A 19899-nucleotide genomic window follows, 5' to 3' on the forward strand; every position below is an offset into this window, starting at 1 on the left:
TGATGAACGTTGAGCGGATCGCCGGCCACGTCGCCGTGGTGACCGGTGCCGGCGGGGGCATCGGGCGTGCCACGGCGCTCCGGCTGGCCACGGAGGGCGCGCGGGTGCTCGTCGTCGACGTCGACGAGGCGGGCGCGGCGCAGACGGTGGCCCAGATCGAGGACCGCGGGGGTACGGCATCGGCAGCCGCCATCGACCTGGCCGACCCGGACCAGCGAGCGTCGGCCATCCCGGCCGCGATCGAGCGGTTCGGCCAGGTCGACGTCCTCGTCAACAACGCCGCTTACCACGGCCTGCGCACTCCCCTGCTGGAACTGTCCGACGACGACTGGAACCGGGTGCTGACCACCAACGTGACCGCCACGATGGCGCTGTCGCGAGACGCCGGTGCCGACATGGCCCGCCGTGGCCGGGGCGCCATCGTCAACCTCACCTCGCTGCACGAGCGGCTGCCGCTGATCACCTACGCGGCCTACGCCACCAGCAAGGGCGGCATCGCCGCACTGACCAGATCCCTCGCCGCCGAGCTCGCGCCGTACGGCGTCCGGGTCAACGCCGTGCAGCCCGGCGTGATCAGCACCGCGTCGCTGGACGAAAGTCTCGGGGCGGATGCCAGCCACGTCCCCGCCGCCACACTGCTCAGGCGCCCGGGGACACCGGACGAACTTGCCGCCGCGATCGCGTTCCTCGCCTCCCCGGACGCGTCCTTCATCACGGGTGTGGAGCTTCCCGTCGACGGCGGCCGCGGTATCAGCCGCCTTCCCGACCCGTTCGCCGACCAGCACAACCGGGGAAGTGAGCAGGCGTGACCGACTCGACCATACGCACCATCGAGACGTTCCAAGTCCCGCCGCGCTGGATTCTCGTCCGCGTGTCCACCGACGACGGGCGTGCCGGCTGGGGCGAGTGCATCATCCCCAAGCGCGCTCGGGCGGTACGCGCCGCCGTCGCCGACATCGGTGACAACCTCATCGGCGCCGACGCGCGCCGCATCGAGGACATCTGGCAGCGGATGCATCGAGACGGGTTCTTTCGCGGCGGTCCGGTGCTGATGACTGCCGCGGCGGGCATCGAACAGGCGCTGTGGGATCTGAAGGCACGGGCCGCGGACCTGCCGGTCTACGACTTCCTCGGCGGCGCCGTGCGCGAACGCGTCCGCACCTACGCGTGGATCGCCGGTGACCAGCCAGACGACGCACTCCAGCACGCCCGGCAACGCGTCGACCAGGGATTCACCGCCGTCAAGATGAACGCGACCGCGGCGTCCGACCATCTCGACCGGTTCGCCACCATCGATCATCTCGTCGGCCAGGTCGCCGCCATCCGCGAGGAGTTCCCCGACCTGGGCATCGCCCTGGACTTCCACGGCCGGGTACACCGCAGCGTCGCGAAGATCCTCCTGCGCGAGCTGGAACCGTACCGGTTGATGTGGGTGGAGGAACCCACCATCGCGGAGAACGAGGACGTCCTCCCCCACCTGCGCGACGCCGCCGGAGCGGTGCCGATCGCCACCGGCGAGCGCCTGATGTCGCGCTGGCAATTCACCCGGATCCTGCAGGAAGGCACCGTGGACATCATCCAGCCCGACGTCTCCCTCACCGGGCTGTTCGAACTGGAAAAGATCGCGCGCATGGCCGAGGCGTACGACGTCGCCGTGGCGCCGCACTGCCCGAACGGCCCGGTCTCGCTGGCGGCATCGCTCCAGGTCGCCTACTGCTGCCCGAACGTCGTCATCCAGGAACAAAGCGGCGGCATCCACTATCACCAGGGATATGACGGGCTCCCGTCCGGCGAGCTGTTCGACTATGTCACCAGCGGCGAGCTGATCGAATCACGCGGCGGGTTCTTCGCACGCCGCGCCGAGCCCGGGCTGGGTATCACCGTTGACGACACGGCCGTGCGCTCCGCGGATTCCAGCTGGCGGCTACCCGATCCGAACTGGCGGCACGAAGATGGGCGGTACGCGGAATGGTGACCACCACAGACCTGCGCGGCGTTCACGTCGCGCTGCTCACTCCCGTGAACGATGCCGGCGAGCTCGACCCCGACGGGCTGGAGCGGCTGGTGAACCGCGCCCTGCGGGGCGGCGTCACCGCTGTCTGCCCGGTCGGCTCCACCGGCGAGGGCCCGCGCCTGACCCGGAGCGAGCGGAGCACGGTCACGGCGTGGACACGAGCGATCGTCGATGACGCCGATGATGTCGCCGACGCCGCTGGCACCGGCGGCACCGCCGGTACCGGCGGGACCACCGGCACTGCCCGTTCTGGTGACGTGGCCGACACGCCCGTCATCGCGGCAATGTCCGCGCTCACCGGCACCGACGCCGTCGCCGAGATCGCGCAGCTGGAACAGGCCGGCGCCGACGCCGTGCTCGCCGCGCCGCCGTCGTACTACCCCATGACGCCCGACGAGATCCAGCGCTTCTACGTCCACCTCGCCGAGTCGTCGCCGATCCCGCTGCTGATCTACAACATCCCCGCGATGACCAAACACGCCGTCCCACCCGACGTCGTGGGCACGCTGGCCACCCACCCGCAAGTGATCGGGATCAAGGACAGCAGCCGCGACCTGGAGTACCTGCAGGCCGTCGTCTACGCCACGGAAGGCGCCGACTTCTCCGTCCTGACCGGCACCGACACCATGCTCGTGGCCAGCCTGACCATGGGTGCTGTCGGCGCGATCGCCGCCAGCGCCAACGTGGTGCCCGAGCTGAGCCGGCGCGTGCTCGATGCCTATCACCAGGGTGACCTACCCGCCGCGTTGTCGGCACAACGGCAGTTGTACGACGTCGTCCACGCGTGCCGCGCGGCCGGTGTCCCGGCAGGCTGGAAAGCCGCCGCGTCGCTGGCGGGCAGCTGTGGACCCGCCATGGTGTCGCCGGCGCGCGCCCTCGACAAGGAACAGGAGGCCACCCTCGCCGCGCGGCTACGTGCCTGCGGGGTGGTCGGCTGATGTCGCAGCCCGTCCCGATCACCGAACCGGTCGCGCTCGGCGAGGGCCCCCTCTGGGACCCCGACACGTCGAAGCTGATGTGGGTGGACATCTCCCAGCACGCGGTCCACGAGTACGATCCCGCGACCGGTGACGATCGCGTCGTCCAGTACGACGTGCCCGTCGGCGCCATCGTCAAACACGCCCACGGTGGCTACGTCGCCGCCGCCGGCATGGGCTTCGCCGCCATCTCCTGGCCCGGCGGCGAGCTGGCCTGGCTCGGCGACGTGACCCGCGGCGAGCGCATGAACGACGGGGCGTGCGATCCGGTCGGCCGGTTCCTGGCCGGGACCATGGTGACCGGCGGAGGCACCGGCGCCGCGCTGTATCAGCTCGATCGCGGACACGTACGGCTCCTGCTGGAGTACGTGTCCATCTCGAACGGGCTGGACTGGAGCCCGGACGGGCAGACCATGTACTACGTCGACACGCCGTGCGAACGCGTCGACGCCTTCCGCTACGACGTCGAGACGGGATCGATCAGTGCGCGCCGCACCCTGATCGATCTGCGTGACACGCCCGGCCGGCCCGACGGGCTCACCGTCGACGCCGACGGCGGGATCTGGGTGGCCATGGCGCGCGGCGGCGGTTGCGTGCGCCGCTTCACCCCGGATGGCGACGCTGACGACGTGATCGAGCTACCGGTCCCCCACGCCACGAGTCTCGCGTTCGGCGGCGACGATCTACGTGACCTGTACATCACGACGTCCCAGCTCGGTCTCGACGCCGACGATCTCCGGCACTGGCCGCTGGCCGGCGCGTCGTTCCTGGTCAGTGACGTCGGTGTGACCGGCCGAGAGCCCTTCTCCTACGTCCCGTAGCGCCCGCTCTCAAGCCCGGCGCACGATGCCGTTCTACTGTGACCTGGGCACAGCGAACCGACATTCTGTTAGATGTGACGGAATGTCAGTTTCATGCCGATTTATGTATTGATGCATGTCATCTCCCGTGGCACGATCTTCTTTACCATCAGTAGGGCGAGAGGGGGCCATCCGCCATGGGGGGGGGTCAATTCCTGGGCACTGCTGTGCGCAATGTGGCTGTTATCTCCAGTGTCGGTCTGCTAGCTGCAGGATTATCGGTGCCGTCGGGTGCTGGAGATTCTCAAACTAACGGCGTTACCGCTGCCGCAGAAAACGATGCGGACCAGAGCACTGAAAGCAGCTCGAGCGGCCGGAAAGTTCACGACGTAGATAAACGCCCGTCGCCGCCGGAGCTGGTCCCAGCAGAGGACCGAATTCCCGGAATCGGCGCAATCGAAGATTCTGATCTCGTGCTTGACCATGATGACGCGCGCGAACTGATGTCGGCGTCTGACGATCTAGCACAAGAGCCTGAACCTCACGAGGACTTGCCCACGCCGATTATTGTCGGGTACGAACCGGAGGATCCGATACCAGGGTGCAACACCTGGGGCGTCCTTGTGTGGGCTCATCCGGAGGATGATTCGGATAATCCGATAGTTGGTGGCAACTATCACGTGGAACTCTTCCGTGCCTCCGATGACGAACGTGTCTGGGATATGGAATTCCCAGGTTGGGTCCGTGGCATCCGTGTCCTGAGCAATGTATTCGAGGACAGTTGCAGGCTGGGAACTGACTATCCGATGCCGGGTCCCCCATTTCTCGAGGTCGGCAAAGAATATTATGCTTCAGTCACTTTTGTGGGAAGTTCAGACGACCCCCCACGTAGCGATCCGGCGTACAGCGACACCCATGAGGCGTATGGCTTTCCTGGTTTGCCTGAGGAGTCGACGCGTGGGGATTGTTATTGTGTGACGTCGACGGGGCGGCTTTTCCCGTTGAATCAGTTCCGTGGTAACCCGGTCAACACGGCCACGGGGGCGTTGACCGAATCGGCCACGGATGCCGAGATCGCAAGTATCGGGCAAGGGTTCAGCGCGACCCGATCGTATAACTCGAACAACGAGTCGGTCGGTGTGCTGGGCAAGGGGTGGACGTTCCCGTACTTTGCCCATCTGGATATCGGGGCTGATGGCTCGTCGGTGCGCTACATCGCAGAAGACGGCCAGGAGATCACCTATGAGGAGAACGGCGATTCGTTCGAGCCTCCGGAGGGGCACGCCACGCGGCTGGAATCGACCAGCGATGGCTTCGCGCTTGCCACGAAGGAGCACGAGTCGATCGAGTTCGATTCGGATGGGCGGCTGTCCCGTGTAGAGGAATCGTCCGGTCAGGGTGTGTCTTTGGCGTATTCGGGTGATCGTCTGGAGACGGTGACCGATGCGTCGGACCGGGATTTCGACATTGACTACAACGCGGACGGGTTCATCTCGTCGATCACTCTGCCTGATGGTGAATCGATCTCGTACGAGTACGACGGTGATCTGCTCACGTCGGTGACCGATGTCCGCGGCGGCGTGACGGAGTACGAGTACGACTCCGAAGGCCGTTTGACGTCGGTCACGAACGCGTTGGGGCACACGGTCACGGAGTCGACGTATGACAGTGCGGGCCGGGTCGTGGAACAGGTCGATGCCCACGGCGGTGTCACCGAGTTCGAGTACGAGCAGGACGGGGAGTATCTCACCACTTACACCACGGATCCGCTCGGCAACGTCACCCGCGATCACTACTACGACAACGTGCTGATCGAAGAGGAGACGGCCGAAGGCGCGGTGACGACGTATGAGTACGACGATCGGCTGCGGCTGGTCGCCGAAACGGATCCGCACGGGCTGGTCACCAGGCACGAGTACGACGAGGACGACAACCGGATTCGTACCGAGTATCCGAACGGCGATGTCGAGGAATTCACCTATTCCGATGATGGTGAGTTGCTGAGCGAGACGTCGCCGGAGGGGCACGTCACGGAGTACGAGTACGACTCGTCGCATCGGGTCACGACGATGACGGATCCGGAGGGCGGCGAGACGTCGTATACGTACACCGCCAAGGGCCAAGAAAAGACGGTGACCACGCCGGAGGGCCGCACGAGCACGTACGAGTACGACGAGGACGGCAACCGGATCGCCGAGATCAGCCCGGAGGGCCGGAAAACGTCGTCGGAATACGACGCGCTGGGTCGCGTGGTGTCCGAGACGTCGGCGCGGGGCCACGTGGATGGTGCGGATCCGCAGGATTTCACGAGCACGTACGAGTACGACAAAGCGGGCAATCTCATCGCTTCCAGCGATCCGGCGGGCAATGTCACCGAGTTCGAGTACGACCTGGTGGATCAGCAGGTCGCGGAGACCGACCCGCTCGGGCGGCGCACCGAGATGGAGTACGACGCCGTCGGCAATCTGGTGCGGGTCACCGATCCCACGGGCGCGGTGACCACGCACGAGTACGACGCGGTCGGTAATCGGATCGCGACCACGGATGCTGAGGGTGCCACCACCACGTGGACTTACGACGGTGACGGGCGCAAGATTTCGGAGACGAAGCCGCGTGGCAACGAGCAGGGCGCGGACCCGGCTGAGCACACGTGGACCTACGAGTACGACGGCCTCGGCAACCTGATCTCCGAAACCGATCCGGAGGGTCGCGAGACCACGTACGAGTACGACGAGCGCTATCGCCAGATCTCGGTCACCGATCCGCTCGGGCAGACCACGACAACCGAGTACGACGGTGACGGAAACGCCGTGGCCACCACGGATCCGCTGGGCAACACCACCGAAACGGTCTACGACGGGCGTGGCCTGGCGGTGGAGCAGATCGACGCGGCCGGCGAGGTCACGACGACGGAGTACGACGGCGACGGGCTGGTGCTGGCGGAGACGACTCCCGAGGGGCACACCACGACGTATTCGTACGATGACGACGGGCTCATGCTCACCCGCACCACGCCACGCGGGAACGAGGCCGAGGCGGATCCGGACGAGTTCACCTGGACACACGCGTACGACGCGGACGGCAACCAAATTTCGGTGACGGACCCGCTGGGTGGTGAGCAGACCACCACGTACGACGCGCGCGGCCTCGTGACCGAGACGACGGACGAGGTCGGTGCCACCACCACGACGAGCTACGACGCGGCCGGCCAGGTCACCAGCGTCACCGGACCGGATGGCGCCGAAACATCGTATACCTACACCGATGCGGGCGAGCTGAAAACGGTGACCGACCCGAACGGCGGCGTCACCACTTACGGCTATGACCAGGTGCACCGGCGCGTTTCGGTCACCGATCCCCTCGATCGCACCCGCACGTTCAGCTACGACGCCGACGGCAACCAGGTCACCGAGGTGCTCGCCCGGGCCGAGGAGCACGACGATCCCGACCGGTGGACCATCACCACCGACGTCGACGAGCGCGGACTACCGACGGCGGTGACGACCGGCTCGGCGTCGTCGTCGCGGTCCTTCACCTACGACGACGCCGGCCGGCTGGTCGAGTACGCCGACGCGTCCGGCACCACGACCCAGGACTACGACGCGGCAGGCCGGCTCGTCTCGGTGTCCCGCGATCACGCCGACGGTGGTGTGGACGAGTACAGCTACACCTACGACGCGCGTGGCCTGCTCACCGAGATCGGCTATCCCGACGGCACGGGCGTACAGCACGAGTACGATGCCGACGGCCTGCGCACCATGACAACGCTGCCGGAAGGCTTTCGTGAAAGCTACGGCTACGATGCCAACGCGAACCTGACCAGTACGTCTTACCTGCTTCCCGAAGGAAGCAAACCCTTGCGGGTCTACCGCCAGCGCCAGAAGTACGACGCAGCCGATCGGATCTCGCGGGTATCCCACAGCTACGGAAACGCGTTCATGCCGTACATCTCCTACACCCGCGACGCGGCCGGACGGCCCATAGAAAGGGCACGCGGCAAGGAGGCACTCGGAGTCGACGCGGCACAGTCATACACCTACGACGACGCTGGCCGGCTCGACCGGGTGTGTTTCTTCGAGGACACCGAACCCGAACAGTGCACCACCAGCGCGGGTGAGTACATCGACTATGACTACGACGGCAGCGGCAACATTCTTGCCGAAGACCGGCACGGCGTCGACGATCCCGGGCTGATCACCTACGAATACGACGCCGCCCACCAGCTCGTCTCCGTCGACGGGCAGGAATACACCCACGACGCGGACGGCAACCTCACCAGCGACGGCACCACCACGTGGACATACGACGCGTTCGACCAGATCGTCGAAGCCGAACACGAGGGCGATGTGGCCGAGCTCGCCTACGACGCGCAAGGCAATCGCATCTCCGTCACCACTGGCGGCCAGCAGCGCAACCTGAGCTGGGACATCAACGGCGAGCTGCCCATGCTCACCACCGTCGACGATCCCGACGGACAGACCACATACCGCTACGGCCCCACCGGGCTGCCCACCCGAATACACCTCGACGACGACACGCAGTTCCTGTTTACCGATGCGCTGGGCACTGTCACCGACGCCTACGACGGCGACATTACTCCCAGCTGGCACAGCGAATACGAACCATTCGGGGCGCGGCGCAACACCACCGAAGACGGCCTGACCACCGACGATCTCGGACTCGGGTTCACCGGCGAATACCACGACCCCGCCACCAACCTGCTACACCTGCGCCTGCGCGACTACAACCCGAACCTGGGCCGCTTTACCGGCACCGACCCCGTCACCACACCCACCGGAACACCCTGGACATCCCCATACGCCTACGCCGGCAACCAACCCACCCTGCTCACCGACCCCACCGGTTCCTGTCCGTGGGACTGGTGCAAAGACCTCTTCGGCTCTGACAACTTCATGCCAACGATGCCGTTCATGCAGGACGCGCTCGTTGGTGCCTCCGGTGCCTACCAAACAGAAGGCTTCCCCTCACGCAACGAAATATTTGGTGGGTTCGCACTCGGCGCGGTCAGCGCCGGCGAATCGGCAGCCCACGATCTCGCATCCCGAGGCCGCGGCGCCCACTTCTCCGAAATGACAGGCTGGAACGGCCAATGGCTTGCCGGCCAGATCGACGACTTCAACAGCGACTGGTACCCCGTCACCGCCAGGCTCGGCGAAGCCGGATTCTACGCAGGCAGCATCGCCGCAAGCCTCCCCTTCGGAGCCCGCACCACCGCCACGGGCCTCACAACGCGCTACTGCCCACCCGGCTTGACGAGTAACGTTAGGTCGCCACAGCAGCCAGCTCCCGTTGCTCCCAAGGCACTTCCTCGTGGCGGTGTTATAATAAAAGAATCAGACATGCGGCACATAATGGAAAATCATGGCCCTGAAAGCACTGTTCCCGGCAAAGGAAAATTCTCAAAAGGAACTTCTGAATCTGACATTTCTGCTATGATCGACAGAACGGTCCGCCATGGCTCATCTAGAGAGAATACCAAGAATCGCCCTGGAATGATCTACGAGTATAACTTTGGATCGCAAATAGGTGTCGATTACCTAGGAAGTATGAGCACAAAACTCAGGGTGGTGGTTCGGCCGAACAATACGGCGCGTACCGCATTCCCGTATAATTGATAAGGCGAATATTTGATGATCGAAATTGGTTACAGTTTATCCGATTCGAACAACAAAGTCGACCGGAAAACTCTGATCGCAGTAGATCAAATAGATCTCATGTACGAATATTTTATGGGGGATATCGTATTTCGACTTGGAGATCTCGATCTCAGCACGTACCCGTGGGGATCGATTACCGTCTTGGATTTCGCTCTCGTGATCGATGCTATCGCTCAGGACTTGGGCAAATCTCAAGAGGTGACCGAGGTGTTCGAGTATACGGAGTCGGAAGCATCGATTACATTTCACCGGATAGGTGCGAACGTGGTAGTAACGTCCAGCTACGTTTCCGGAGCGGCGACCGTGCCATATGAAGCGTTGCGTACCAGCGTCCGCGCCTTCTTGAAGGTGGTTCTAAGGGATCTAATTCAGAAGTATCCCGAGCTGGGCGAGAACCCCTACATCGACGAGAAGCTGACAGAGATCGACGGACGGGGCGGATAACGTCCGACCGTAGTTCCAGAGTGTCAGAAGACCCACCGAAAGGTCTCGTTTAAACACGTAGAAGAAACTGTAAGAAGGTACGAGGCAGTCAGACCAGACTCTTGCAAACTTCTTAGGCATGCGGAACGGCCAGCGGCCTGAGTCCGGCTCTGGACGTTCCACAGAGCCAACAAGCGCGGCGGGCCGCGCCCGCGCCGCGCAGCTACACGCGGGCACTATCACTGGCGATGATCACATCGGCCACCCCAGCCAGCGCCGAGCATCGCTACATCGGTGAGGCATCAACGGAAACACCATGCTCCGCTGCTCCGCACCGGTCATCTGCCACACGGGCGTAAACAGCGACGACGGATGCAGCTCCAAACGACGACTCACCACCGCCATCGGCGCGGCCGGTGACTGCCGGCCGCGGGCGCGGCGGGTCTATTCTGAGTATCCAGAGATCTTGAGAGCGTTGGAGTTGTGATGAGTAGCGAGTACGTTGCGTTGTCCGCGAAGCGTAATCGGGGGTGGCCGTGGCCGGAGGAGTCGTGGGGTTTGACGCCGATGTTTGGTGAGGAGGGTTGGTGTCACTCCTGTGGGATGCCGCAGAAGGGGCAGCACGGTTCGCTGGTGCTGCGCCGCAAAGGTCTGGAGCGGTGTGCGGGTGCTTGGATGCCGTACTGGCGGTATGACGTGATCTGTTTGGAGTGGTCGCTGGCCGAGCAGGTGGCTGAGCGGTTCGACGTCGAGCTGCGCGAGGTCGCCTGGCATGTCACTCCTCCCGGCGAAGCATGGCAGATCGTGGCGCCCACCGTCGGGCATGCCTGGTTCGATCCACACGAGGTGCGCCAGGCGGCAATCGCGCGGCATGGTGAGACCGGTGCCACGTGTGTCGAGTGTGGTGTGTGGCGATGGATGCCGATGCTGTTTCGCAGCCTGCCGCCGCTGCGTATCCAGCCAAGCCTCGGCCACGTTGATGTCGCAGCCAGCCCCGAATGGTTCGGTGCTGGCTGGAAGGCGTTCCGCCAGATTCTCCTCCGCCGCGAACTCGCCGAACTCATCGCCGCAGCCAGCCCTCGAGACTTCAAAATACGAACCGTCACATTCACCGCCGACTGACACACCAATGCATTCGTGACCGTCCGACAACTGTCTACGAGATTGATGTGCTGACGAGTGCTCAAACTATGGCACCTCCGGCAGAAAACAACTCGCGACGGGCCAGGAATCGACGCGTAGACCGCCCTCTTCAGGACTTCCCCGCCTCAGGTCTGCACTTGTTGGTTCTGCGGAACGCCCAGGGGCCCAAATCTGGGTCTGGGCGTTCCGCAGACCCAACAAGTGTGATCGGCCCGCTAGGTATATCGCGATCAGGCTCTAATCCGCCGGCATGGCAGCCGGCAGGGCTCGGGCCATGGGCGGCGCCACGCCACGCCGACCCGCGTCGCCACCAACAACCCCGTGCGCACGGCCACCGACGTCACTCGCCCGGCTGGATCGCGAGGCAGCCGGTGACGTGCCGCGAGGCGCGAGCGATTGAGCAGGCGCTGATCATGGAGAGCCGGGCCCCGCATCGCGAACAAGATCAATAACACCAGCCCGCCGTCGCGCACTCGCCGGCTGTCGACGCCGGCATGACCTCCTCTTTAGCCGCATCCATCGTAAAAGACCGCGTCAACCGCCTGACGATATACCGGTTAATTGAACAAAACTAGCCGATCTTCTGTTGACTTACCTTCAAAAGTCCTTCTAGTGTGCCATGCCATGAGAAGTCGGCCCCCTGCTCTCAACGGTGCGCGTGCCCCGATCACCACCGAATGGAGACTTCCATGGCTGAGACCAACCCCCGGAACAGCCCACCCCGACGACACATGTCCCGCCGCTCCATGCTCGTCGGCGCCACGGCCAGCATGGCCGTTCCCGCAATAGCTGCGACCAGCGCCGACGCGGCACCGCCCGCCGCCACTTCGCGAGGGCGCGGAAAGGGTTCCGGCGAGACCCGCAGCATCACGATGTACGCCGAAGAGCTCGACGACGGCCAGATCGGATACGGACTCGAACCGGGTGAGGCCACGATCCCCGGCCCGATTCTGGAGATGTGGGAAGGCGACACGCTTGAGATCGATCTGGTCAACAACACCGACGAACGCCTCTCGATTCACCCGCACGGCGTCGACTACGACGTCGATTCCGACGGCAGCCCGCTCAACGATTCCTTCAATGAACCCGGCGAGCGGCGCACCTATGTCTGGACCACCCGGGAACCATTCAAGGGCCCGAAGAGTATGTGGATGCCGGGCAGCGCGGGTTACTGGCACTACCACGACCACGCGATGGGCACGCCACACGGCACGAAGGGCATCCGCAAGGGTCTGTACGGCGCGCTGATTGTCAGGCGCAAGGGCGACATCCTTCCCGACCGCCAGTTCACCGTCGTGTTCAACGACATGACGATCAACAACAAGATGGCGCCGGACGCTCCGGTGTTCGAAGCCCGGCTCGGTGAACGGGTGGAGTTCATCGCCATCGGCCACGGAAACACCTTCCACACGTTTCACATCCACGCGCACCGCTGGGCGGACAACCGCACCGGCATGCTCGAAGGCCCGAACGATCCGAGCCCGGTGATCGACAACAAGGACCTCAACCCGGGTTCCTCGTACGGCTTCCAGATCATCGCCGGTGAGGGCGTCGGACCCGGCGCCTGGATGTACCACTGCCACGTGCAGTTCCACTCCGATGACGGCATGGCCGGGATCTTCCTAGTCCGCAACGAGGACGGCACCCTTCCCGACGGCGCGCAGGAGGCATTGGACCGATACCACGGGCACGGGTCGGACGAGTAGCTGAAGGAGGAGCGATGGACCGCGCAGGTTTCTTACGCTCAGACAGCAAGACACGAACGGAACCGAGATCATGGCGAGGCGCGATCGCCCTGGCAGCCAGTGCCGCACTGGCGTTGGGTATGTCGGCCGTGCCCGCACTGGCAGAAACTGGAAACTCCCCACAACCCGAACCGTCCCCGGCCTCGACGGCACCTGCCGCGCCCGGGGGTTCCGCCGCATCAGATGGTGGCCAGGGCACGGCAGCATCCACGGCGGCCGCGGCTCCCGCGGCGAGCGACTCGGTGAACGTGCTCGTGTTCCACGGCGCGGCCGACGAGCAAGAGGACCCGGTCGCCGAGGCCACACAAGCGATCGAGGAGCTCGGTGAGCAGCACGACTTCACGGTCGAGGCATCAAGCGATCCCGAGGTGTTCTCCCGGCAGAATCTGAGCGAATACCGCGGCGTCGTTTTCCTTTCCGCCGAGGGAACCGAACTCACCGGTGCACAGGAGGATGCGCTCCAGTCCTATGTCCAGGCCGGCGGCGGCTTTCTCGGCATCCGCGACGCCGCCCGCGCGCAAGAGCGTTCGGAGTGGTTCACCGGCTTGATCGGTACCCGCCCCGTCGGCAGCTTGCCCGACCCCGAGCACGTCGCCGAGGTAACGGCCAGCGCCAACAACCCTCCGAACGAGACGGAGGAGAATCTGATCGACGGCGATGTCGACACCAAGTGGCTCGCCTTCGAACCGACGGCGTGGATCGTCCTGCAGCTCGCCGAACCCGCGGCCGTGTCACAGTATGCGCTGGCATCGGCGAACGACTTCCCTGGCCGCGATCCGCAGGACTGGACCCTGCAGGGCTCGCAGGACGGGGAGAACTGGACGGACCTGGACAGCCGATCCGGCGAGGAGTTCCAGGAACGCTTCCAGACCAAGGACTACGAGTTCGAGAACGACGAGGAGTACAAGTACTACCGGCTCGACATCACCGCCAACAACGGCGACGGCCTGACGCAACTCGCCGAGTTGCAGCTCTTCGCCGGCGACGTGACCGAGCCCGAGCCGGAGATCGACGAGCAGGAGGCGACCGTCAGCGTCGTCGACGATCAGCATCCGGCCACCGAGGACCTGCCGCGCACCTGGACACGCACCGACAAGTGGATCAACTGGGCACCCAACCCGGTCGGGGACGTGCACACCGTCGCGCAGGTGCAGGAGAAGACGTACGACCCGGGCGATGGCGCCAACGGTGCGTTCCACCCCGTCTCGTGGTGCCGCGACTACGACGGTGGCCGCTCGTTCTACACCGGCATGGGCGGCACCGAGGAGAGCTACTCCGACGACGGCTTCCGCAGCCACCTGCTTGGCGCCATCCAGTGGACCACCGGCATGGTACGCGGCGACTGCCAGGCCACTATCGGTGACAACTACACGATCGAACGGCTGACGGACGAGAACCAGGAAGGCGAGCTCGACCAGATCGGCGAGCCGCACGGCCTGGACGTCGCTCCCGACGGCACGGTCTTCTACATCGGCAAGGCGGCCTGCCCATCTGGACCGGTCCCCGACTGGGACGACCCGGACGTCGGGCTGGGATGCGGCACCATTCACCAGTGGGATCCGGACACCGAGGAGGCGAAGCTGCTCACCACGCTGGACGTGTTCGGTAACCGCGGAAGCGGTGGCGAGCTCGTCAAGAGCGAGGAAGGGCTGGTCGGCATCACGCTGGACCCGGACTTCCAGGAGAACGGGTGGATCTACATCATGTGGATGCCGCACGAGTCCATCGACGTCGACGCCCGGATCGGCCAGCGCACGGTGTCCCGGTTGACGTACGACTTCGAAACGGAGTCGATCGACCAGAGCACCCGCGAGGATCTGCTGCAATGGGACACCCAGATCCATAGCTGCTGCCACGCCGGCGGTGGCATGGACTTCGATTCCGACGGCAACCTCTACGTCGGCGTCGGGGACAGCAACTCGTCGCAGGGTTCGCAAGGCTACTCGGGCAATAACTGGGAGCAGGACTACAAGGGCGTCTCCTTCCAGGACGCGCGCCGCACGTCCGGCAACACCAACGACCTCAACGGGAAGATCTTGCGGATCCACCCCGAGGACGACGGCTCGTACACGATCCCCGAGGGCAACCTCTTCACCGGTGACGAGGAAGGCGGCGGCAAGACCCGCCCGGAGATCTACGTCATGGGCGTGCGCAATATCTCCACGCTGAGCATTGACCGCGAGCACGACTGGCTCAACGCCGCCTGGGTCGGGCCGGACGCCCCGTCGCCGAGCCCGGAGCTCGGCCCGGCGAAGTACGAGACCGCGACGGTCATCACCTCCGCCGGCAACCAGGGCTGGCCGTACTGCATGGGCAACCGGCAGCCGTACCGGGACCGCAGCAACGAGGACCCGGACGAGCTGACCGGCTGGTACGACTGTGACGACCTGAAGAACGAGTCGCCACGCAACACCGGCCTCGTCGACATTCCCGATGCCCGGGACAACATGATCTGGTACTCGCCTAACGGCGGCGGCCCGGTCTTCCCGGAACGCGACGACGGCAGCGGGGTGCCGACCTACGAGGAGGAGGACGCGACCTACACGCAGCCCTATCTCAAGGGCGGCTGCCAGGCGGTCATGTCCGGACCGACGTACCACGCGTCGCAGGTCGACACCGACAGCGGAGTCGCATGGCCCACGCACTGGGAGGACAAGTGGTTCATCGGTGACGAGTGCAACTCGAACAACAGCATCGCCGTGACCCTCGATCCGGACGGCATCGAGGATCAGAGCCCACCGCTGTTCGCCGAGAGCCTGCGCTCCATCATCCGCGGGGGCACCGGCGACGACCGGCTCCAGAACTGGATGATGGACGCCAAGTTCGGCCCGGACGGTGCGCTGTACATGCTGGACTACGGCGGCGGGTTCTTCAGCCTGACCGACAACCAGAAGCTGATCCGCGTCACCTACGACGGCGGCCCGGCCACGCCCGAGGCCACCGCGTCGGCGACAGCCGTGCAGAACAAACCACTCACCATCGCCTTCACCGGCCAACGCTCCGGCGGCGTGGCGTACGAGTGGGACTTCGGCGACGGCAACGGCTCCGACGAGGCCAACCCGCGGCACACCTACGAGACACCCGGCACCTATACGGCCACGCTCACGGTGATGTATGCGGATGGTGAAACGGCGACCACCACCACGGAGGTCACCGTCGAGTGTGCGGTGCCGGACACCCGCGACACCGTCCAGATCCGCGACGCCGGCACCGGCGTGCCCAACCACGAGGTCGGCGGTGACTGCACCATCAACGACCTGATCGACGACGAGGGTGACTGGTCGAGCCACGGTGCGTTCGTCGAGCACGTCAACGACGTCGCCAACCGGCTGAAGTCGGACGGCGTCATCTCCGGCAAGGAGAAAGGCATGCTGACGAGGACGGCCGCGAAGTCCGACATCGGCAAGAAGGGCGACACCGGATACGAGGCCATCTTCGATGGGACGGCCGAGTCGCTGCTGGGATGGTCCCAGGCGCCGGGTGGCCACTTCGAGCTCCAGGACGACGGGACGCTGCTCTCCCAGGGCGGCCTGGGCATGCTGTGGTACTCGGCCGAGGAGTTCGACGATTTCTCGGTGCGCCTCCAGTTCCGTGATGTCGCACCCGAGGGTCATCACGCGAACAGCGGCGTGTTCGTGCGGTTCCCGGACCCGCGCACGCCGGTGGAGGAGCGCCCGGAGTGCGGCACGACCGGTGCTGCGGAGACCTCCCAGGCGTGGGTCGCGATCTACTGCGGTCAGGAGATCCAGATCTACGACGGCGAGTCCGGTGAACCGCAGAAGACCGGCTCGATCTACAACTTCGACCCTGTCGGTCTCGACGACGCCGGAGCGACCCCGAAGGGTCAGTGGAACGACTACGAGATCCGGGTAGTCGATCAGCAGTACACGATCATCCGCAATGGCGAGGTGATCAACGAGTTCGACAACTCGCCCGGTCAGGAATCGTCCAGGGACGGTGATCCGCCGACGGATCTGCGCCAGTTCGCCAGCGGGTTCATCGGGCTGCAGAACCATGGCAACGACGATCTGATCGAGTTCCGCAACATCCGGGTCCGCGAGCTATAGCCGAACGGCTGGCCGGTGCGGCGCGTTCGTGCCGCACCGGCCAGCCGCGGCTCTCGTCAATCCCCCGGGACGTTTCCAATTCCGAGGATCCCCCGAGGAACCGAGAAAGGTGTCTCTCATGTATCGACGACTATCCGCGGCCTTGCCCCACCGCCGCTCGCGTGCGGCTCGCGGCCTGGCCGTGACTGTGGTCAGCGCCGTGTTGGCCACGTTGTGCCTCCTCCCCACGTCGTCCGCCACCCAGAATTCGGCCACCTTCCAGAGCGACGAGTCGCCGGCTGCCGCGCAGGAACAGGTGCTCACCTGGACCGCCGACGACAGCACGACCGAGTACGCCTCCGCCCCCACGACCGCGACGGCGGGGCCCGCGACTCTCGTGTTCGAGAACAGTACGGACACGGGCAACACCACGGGCATGCCCCACACGCTGACCTTCGACACCTCGAACCCCGACTACAACCAGGACGTCGACGTCGACATCCTGGCCAGCCCGTCCGATTCCAACGGCGGGCGGTACGAGGTGGACGTGGTCCTCTCCCCCGGTGAATACCGCTACTTCTGTGACATCCCGGGTCACGGTCAGATGGAGGGCGTACTCGTGGTCACCGATGACGGCGGCGAGGACACGACTCCCCCGGATGTGTCGGCCGAGGTGAGCGGCGACCAGAACGACGACGGCGACTACGTGGGGGCCGCCACCGTGACCCTCGCCGCCACCGACACCGATTCCGGCGTCGACACCGTCGAGTATCAGATCGACGACATGGGTTTCGAGCCCTACACCGAACCGGTGACGGTCGACGAGCCCGGGGACCACTCGGTTCAGTACCGCGCCACCGACAACGCTGGCAACACGTCGGACACCGGCACGGTCAGCTTCACGGTGGTCGAACCCGACCCCGGTGACACGACTCCCCCGGACGTGTCGGCCGACGTGAGCGGCGACCAGAACAGCGACGGCGACTACGTGGGGGCCGCCACCGTCACCCTCACCGCCACCGACACCGACTCCGGCATCGACACCATCGAGTACAACCTCGATAACGCCGGCTTCGAGCCCTACACCGACCCCATCACCATCGACGAACCCGGCGACCACACCGTCGAATACCGCGCCACCGACAACGCCGGCAACACCTCCGACGTCAAATCCGTCATCGTCACCATCGTGGAACCCGACCCCGGTGACACGACTCCCCCGGACGTGTCGGCCGAGGTCAGCGGCGACCAGAACGACGACGGCGACTACGTGGGGGCCGCCACCGTCACCCTCACCGCCACCGACACCGACTCCGGCATCGACACCATCGAGTACAACCTCGATAACGCCGGCTTCGAGCCCTACACCGACCCCATCACCATCGACGAACCCGGCGACCACACCGTCGAATACCGCGCGACGGACAACGCTGGCAACACCTCCGACGTCAAATCCGTCATCGTCACGATCGTGGAGCCCGATCCGGGTGACACGACTCCCCCGGACGTGTCGGCCGAGGTCAGCGGCGACCAGAACAGCGACGGCGACTACGTCGGCTCCGCCACCGTCACCCTCACCGCCACCGACACCGACTCCGGCATCGACACCATCGAGTACGACCTCGACAGCACCGGCTTCGAGCCCTACACCGACCCGGTGACGGTCGACGAGCCCGGCGACCACACCGTCGAATACCGCGCCACGGACAACGCCGGCAACACCTCCGACGTCAAGTCCGTCATCGTCACCATCGTCGAGCCCGACCCGGGCGAGTGCTCGGACACCAGGGACACGGTGATCATCGGCTCCATCGACACCACGGTGGAGAACGCCGATGTCGGCGACGGCTGCACCATCAACGACCTCATTGACGAGGACGGCGAGTACGCCAACCATGGCCAGTTCGTTAAGCACGTACGAGACGTCACCAAGGAGCTGATGAAGGAGGGCATCGTCTCCGGGAGCGAGAAGGGCCGCATCATGAGCGCTGCCGCCCGCTCCGACATCGGCAAGTAGCGAATCACGACGCCGGGCCCGTGCACGTGGAGGCACGGGCCCGGCGTCGTGTCCGGGCGACGACGTCATGCACGGCGAACGTCAGGGCTGCAGGACGTACCTTCCGCGTATCCCGCCCTTGGCGACCGCGACGTGGGCGGCGGCGACCTCGTCGAGCGGCACGACAGCATGCACCCGCGCTGGCAGGCGGCCGCTCGCGGTGGCGTCGAGCAGCCCGGCGAGCCGGGCACCGTCGGGCTCCGTCACCACCACGTGGACAGTGACGCCGCGTGTTTCCGCCGGCACGGCACCCGGCTGCACGCCGACGAAGATGCCGCCGTCACGCACGAGCGCGAAGCCTTGCTCCTGGAATGCGGCAGCATCCGCCACCGCATCCCAGCCGGGTGCTGCCTCCGTGGTGAAGCCGGCCCCGAGTCCCCGCACGAACTTCTCGTCGTCGGCCCGGGCCAGCCCGGTGACGCGCCAGCCGCGATCCTGCGCGAGTGGAATGAGGTACCCACCGACGGCGCCCGCGGCCCCGGTCACCAGCAGGCTGCGTCCCCCGCCGTCGCCGAGCAGGTCGAGCATCTGTGCCGCGGCCAGGCCGTTGAGCGGGATGGTCGCTGCCGTGGTCAGGTCGATACCGTCGGGCACGAGGGCGGCGTCGCTCGCGGATACGATCAGCTGCCCGGCGTACGTGCCGTAGTCGCGGTCGAACCCGCCGACCAGGCCGGCCACGCGGCTGCCGACCGGGATATCGACGCCAGGACCGGCTGCGGCGACGGTTCCGGCGAAATCCCAGCCCAGCCCGGTGTGGTCGGGCTGGTCGATCAGCCCGAGCTCGTGGAACACGCCGTTGGCAACCGCCAGGTCGACAGGATTGACCGCGGCGGCAGCGATCTCGACGCGGATCTGGTTCGGCCCGGGCTCGACGACGGGGACGTCGATGATCTCGATGGAGTCGGGACCGCCCGGGGTGCGCACGACCGCGCTGCGGAATGTGGTGGACATGTTTCGCCCTCCTGTGGAGAAATCGGTTCTGCTCCACCACAATGGATGGGTAACTCTCCAATGGGA

The 19899-nt window shown here is 65.5% G+C and carries 11 protein-coding genes; 10 read left to right on the forward strand and 1 reads right to left on the reverse strand.

Translation table 11 applies throughout. The features are described 5' to 3' along the window. Positions 1–2: 2 nt before the first annotated feature. The 10 genes from DPM12_RS06265 (at position 3) to DPM12_RS06310 (ending at position 18843) form a co-directional block, all read left to right on the forward strand. The gene (locus DPM12_RS06265; RefSeq protein ID WP_112257408.1) at positions 3–809 is read left to right on the forward strand and encodes an SDR family NAD(P)-dependent oxidoreductase; all 807 of its coding nucleotides are present in this window, start codon (positions 3–5) and stop codon (positions 807–809) included. Continuing rightward, the gene (dgoD, locus tag DPM12_RS06270) at positions 806–1975 is read left to right on the forward strand and encodes a galactonate dehydratase (protein ID WP_211658530.1); all 1170 of its coding nucleotides are present in this window, start codon (positions 806–808) and stop codon (positions 1973–1975) included. The genes DPM12_RS06265 and dgoD overlap by 4 nt, the downstream gene beginning before the upstream one ends. After that, positions 1969–2952 (forward strand): dihydrodipicolinate synthase family protein, encoded by a 984-nt coding sequence (locus DPM12_RS06275; RefSeq protein ID WP_112257409.1) that lies wholly within the window; start codon positions 1969–1971, stop codon positions 2950–2952. The genes dgoD and DPM12_RS06275 overlap by 7 nt, the downstream gene beginning before the upstream one ends. Further along, positions 2952–3812 (forward strand): SMP-30/gluconolactonase/LRE family protein, encoded by an 861-nt coding sequence (locus DPM12_RS06280; protein WP_112257410.1) that lies wholly within the window; start codon positions 2952–2954, stop codon positions 3810–3812. Before DPM12_RS06275 ends, DPM12_RS06280 begins: the two co-directional genes overlap by 1 nt. A gap of 953 nt (positions 3813–4765) precedes the next feature. Beyond that, positions 4766–9427 (forward strand): DUF6531 domain-containing protein, encoded by a 4662-nt coding sequence (locus DPM12_RS06285; protein ID WP_158542787.1) that lies wholly within the window; start codon positions 4766–4768, stop codon positions 9425–9427. A gap of 15 nt (positions 9428–9442) precedes the next feature. Further along, positions 9443–9913 (forward strand): hypothetical protein, encoded by a 471-nt coding sequence (locus tag DPM12_RS06290; protein WP_112257412.1) that lies wholly within the window; start codon positions 9443–9445, stop codon positions 9911–9913. 465 nt (positions 9914–10378) lie between these two features. Beyond that, complete coding sequence (locus DPM12_RS06295) at positions 10379–11014, forward strand: hypothetical protein (RefSeq protein WP_146751898.1); 636 nt, start codon at positions 10379–10381, stop codon at positions 11012–11014. Between the two features lie 710 nt (positions 11015–11724). Continuing rightward, the gene (locus tag DPM12_RS06300) at positions 11725–12741 is read left to right on the forward strand and encodes a multicopper oxidase domain-containing protein (RefSeq protein ID WP_211658532.1); all 1017 of its coding nucleotides are present in this window, start codon (positions 11725–11727) and stop codon (positions 12739–12741) included. 14 nt (positions 12742–12755) lie between these two features. Next, positions 12756–16847 (forward strand): ThuA domain-containing protein, encoded by a 4092-nt coding sequence (locus tag DPM12_RS06305; protein ID WP_170313666.1) that lies wholly within the window; start codon positions 12756–12758, stop codon positions 16845–16847. Between the two features lie 118 nt (positions 16848–16965). Continuing rightward, the gene (locus DPM12_RS06310) at positions 16966–18843 is read left to right on the forward strand and encodes an OmpL47-type beta-barrel domain-containing protein (protein WP_112257414.1); all 1878 of its coding nucleotides are present in this window, start codon (positions 16966–16968) and stop codon (positions 18841–18843) included. Positions 18844–18924: 81 nt separating this feature from the next. Here DPM12_RS06310 and DPM12_RS06315 read toward each other — a convergent pair whose 3' ends face one another. Then, positions 18925–19833 (reverse strand): NADP-dependent oxidoreductase, encoded by a 909-nt coding sequence (locus DPM12_RS06315; RefSeq protein WP_112257415.1) that lies wholly within the window; start codon positions 19831–19833, stop codon positions 18925–18927. Between the last annotated feature and the right edge of the window lie 66 nt (positions 19834–19899).

The organism is Phytoactinopolyspora halophila (assembly GCF_003287285.1).
GTDB classification, from domain to species: domain Bacteria; phylum Actinomycetota; class Actinomycetes; order Jiangellales; family Jiangellaceae; genus Phytoactinopolyspora_A; species Phytoactinopolyspora_A halophila.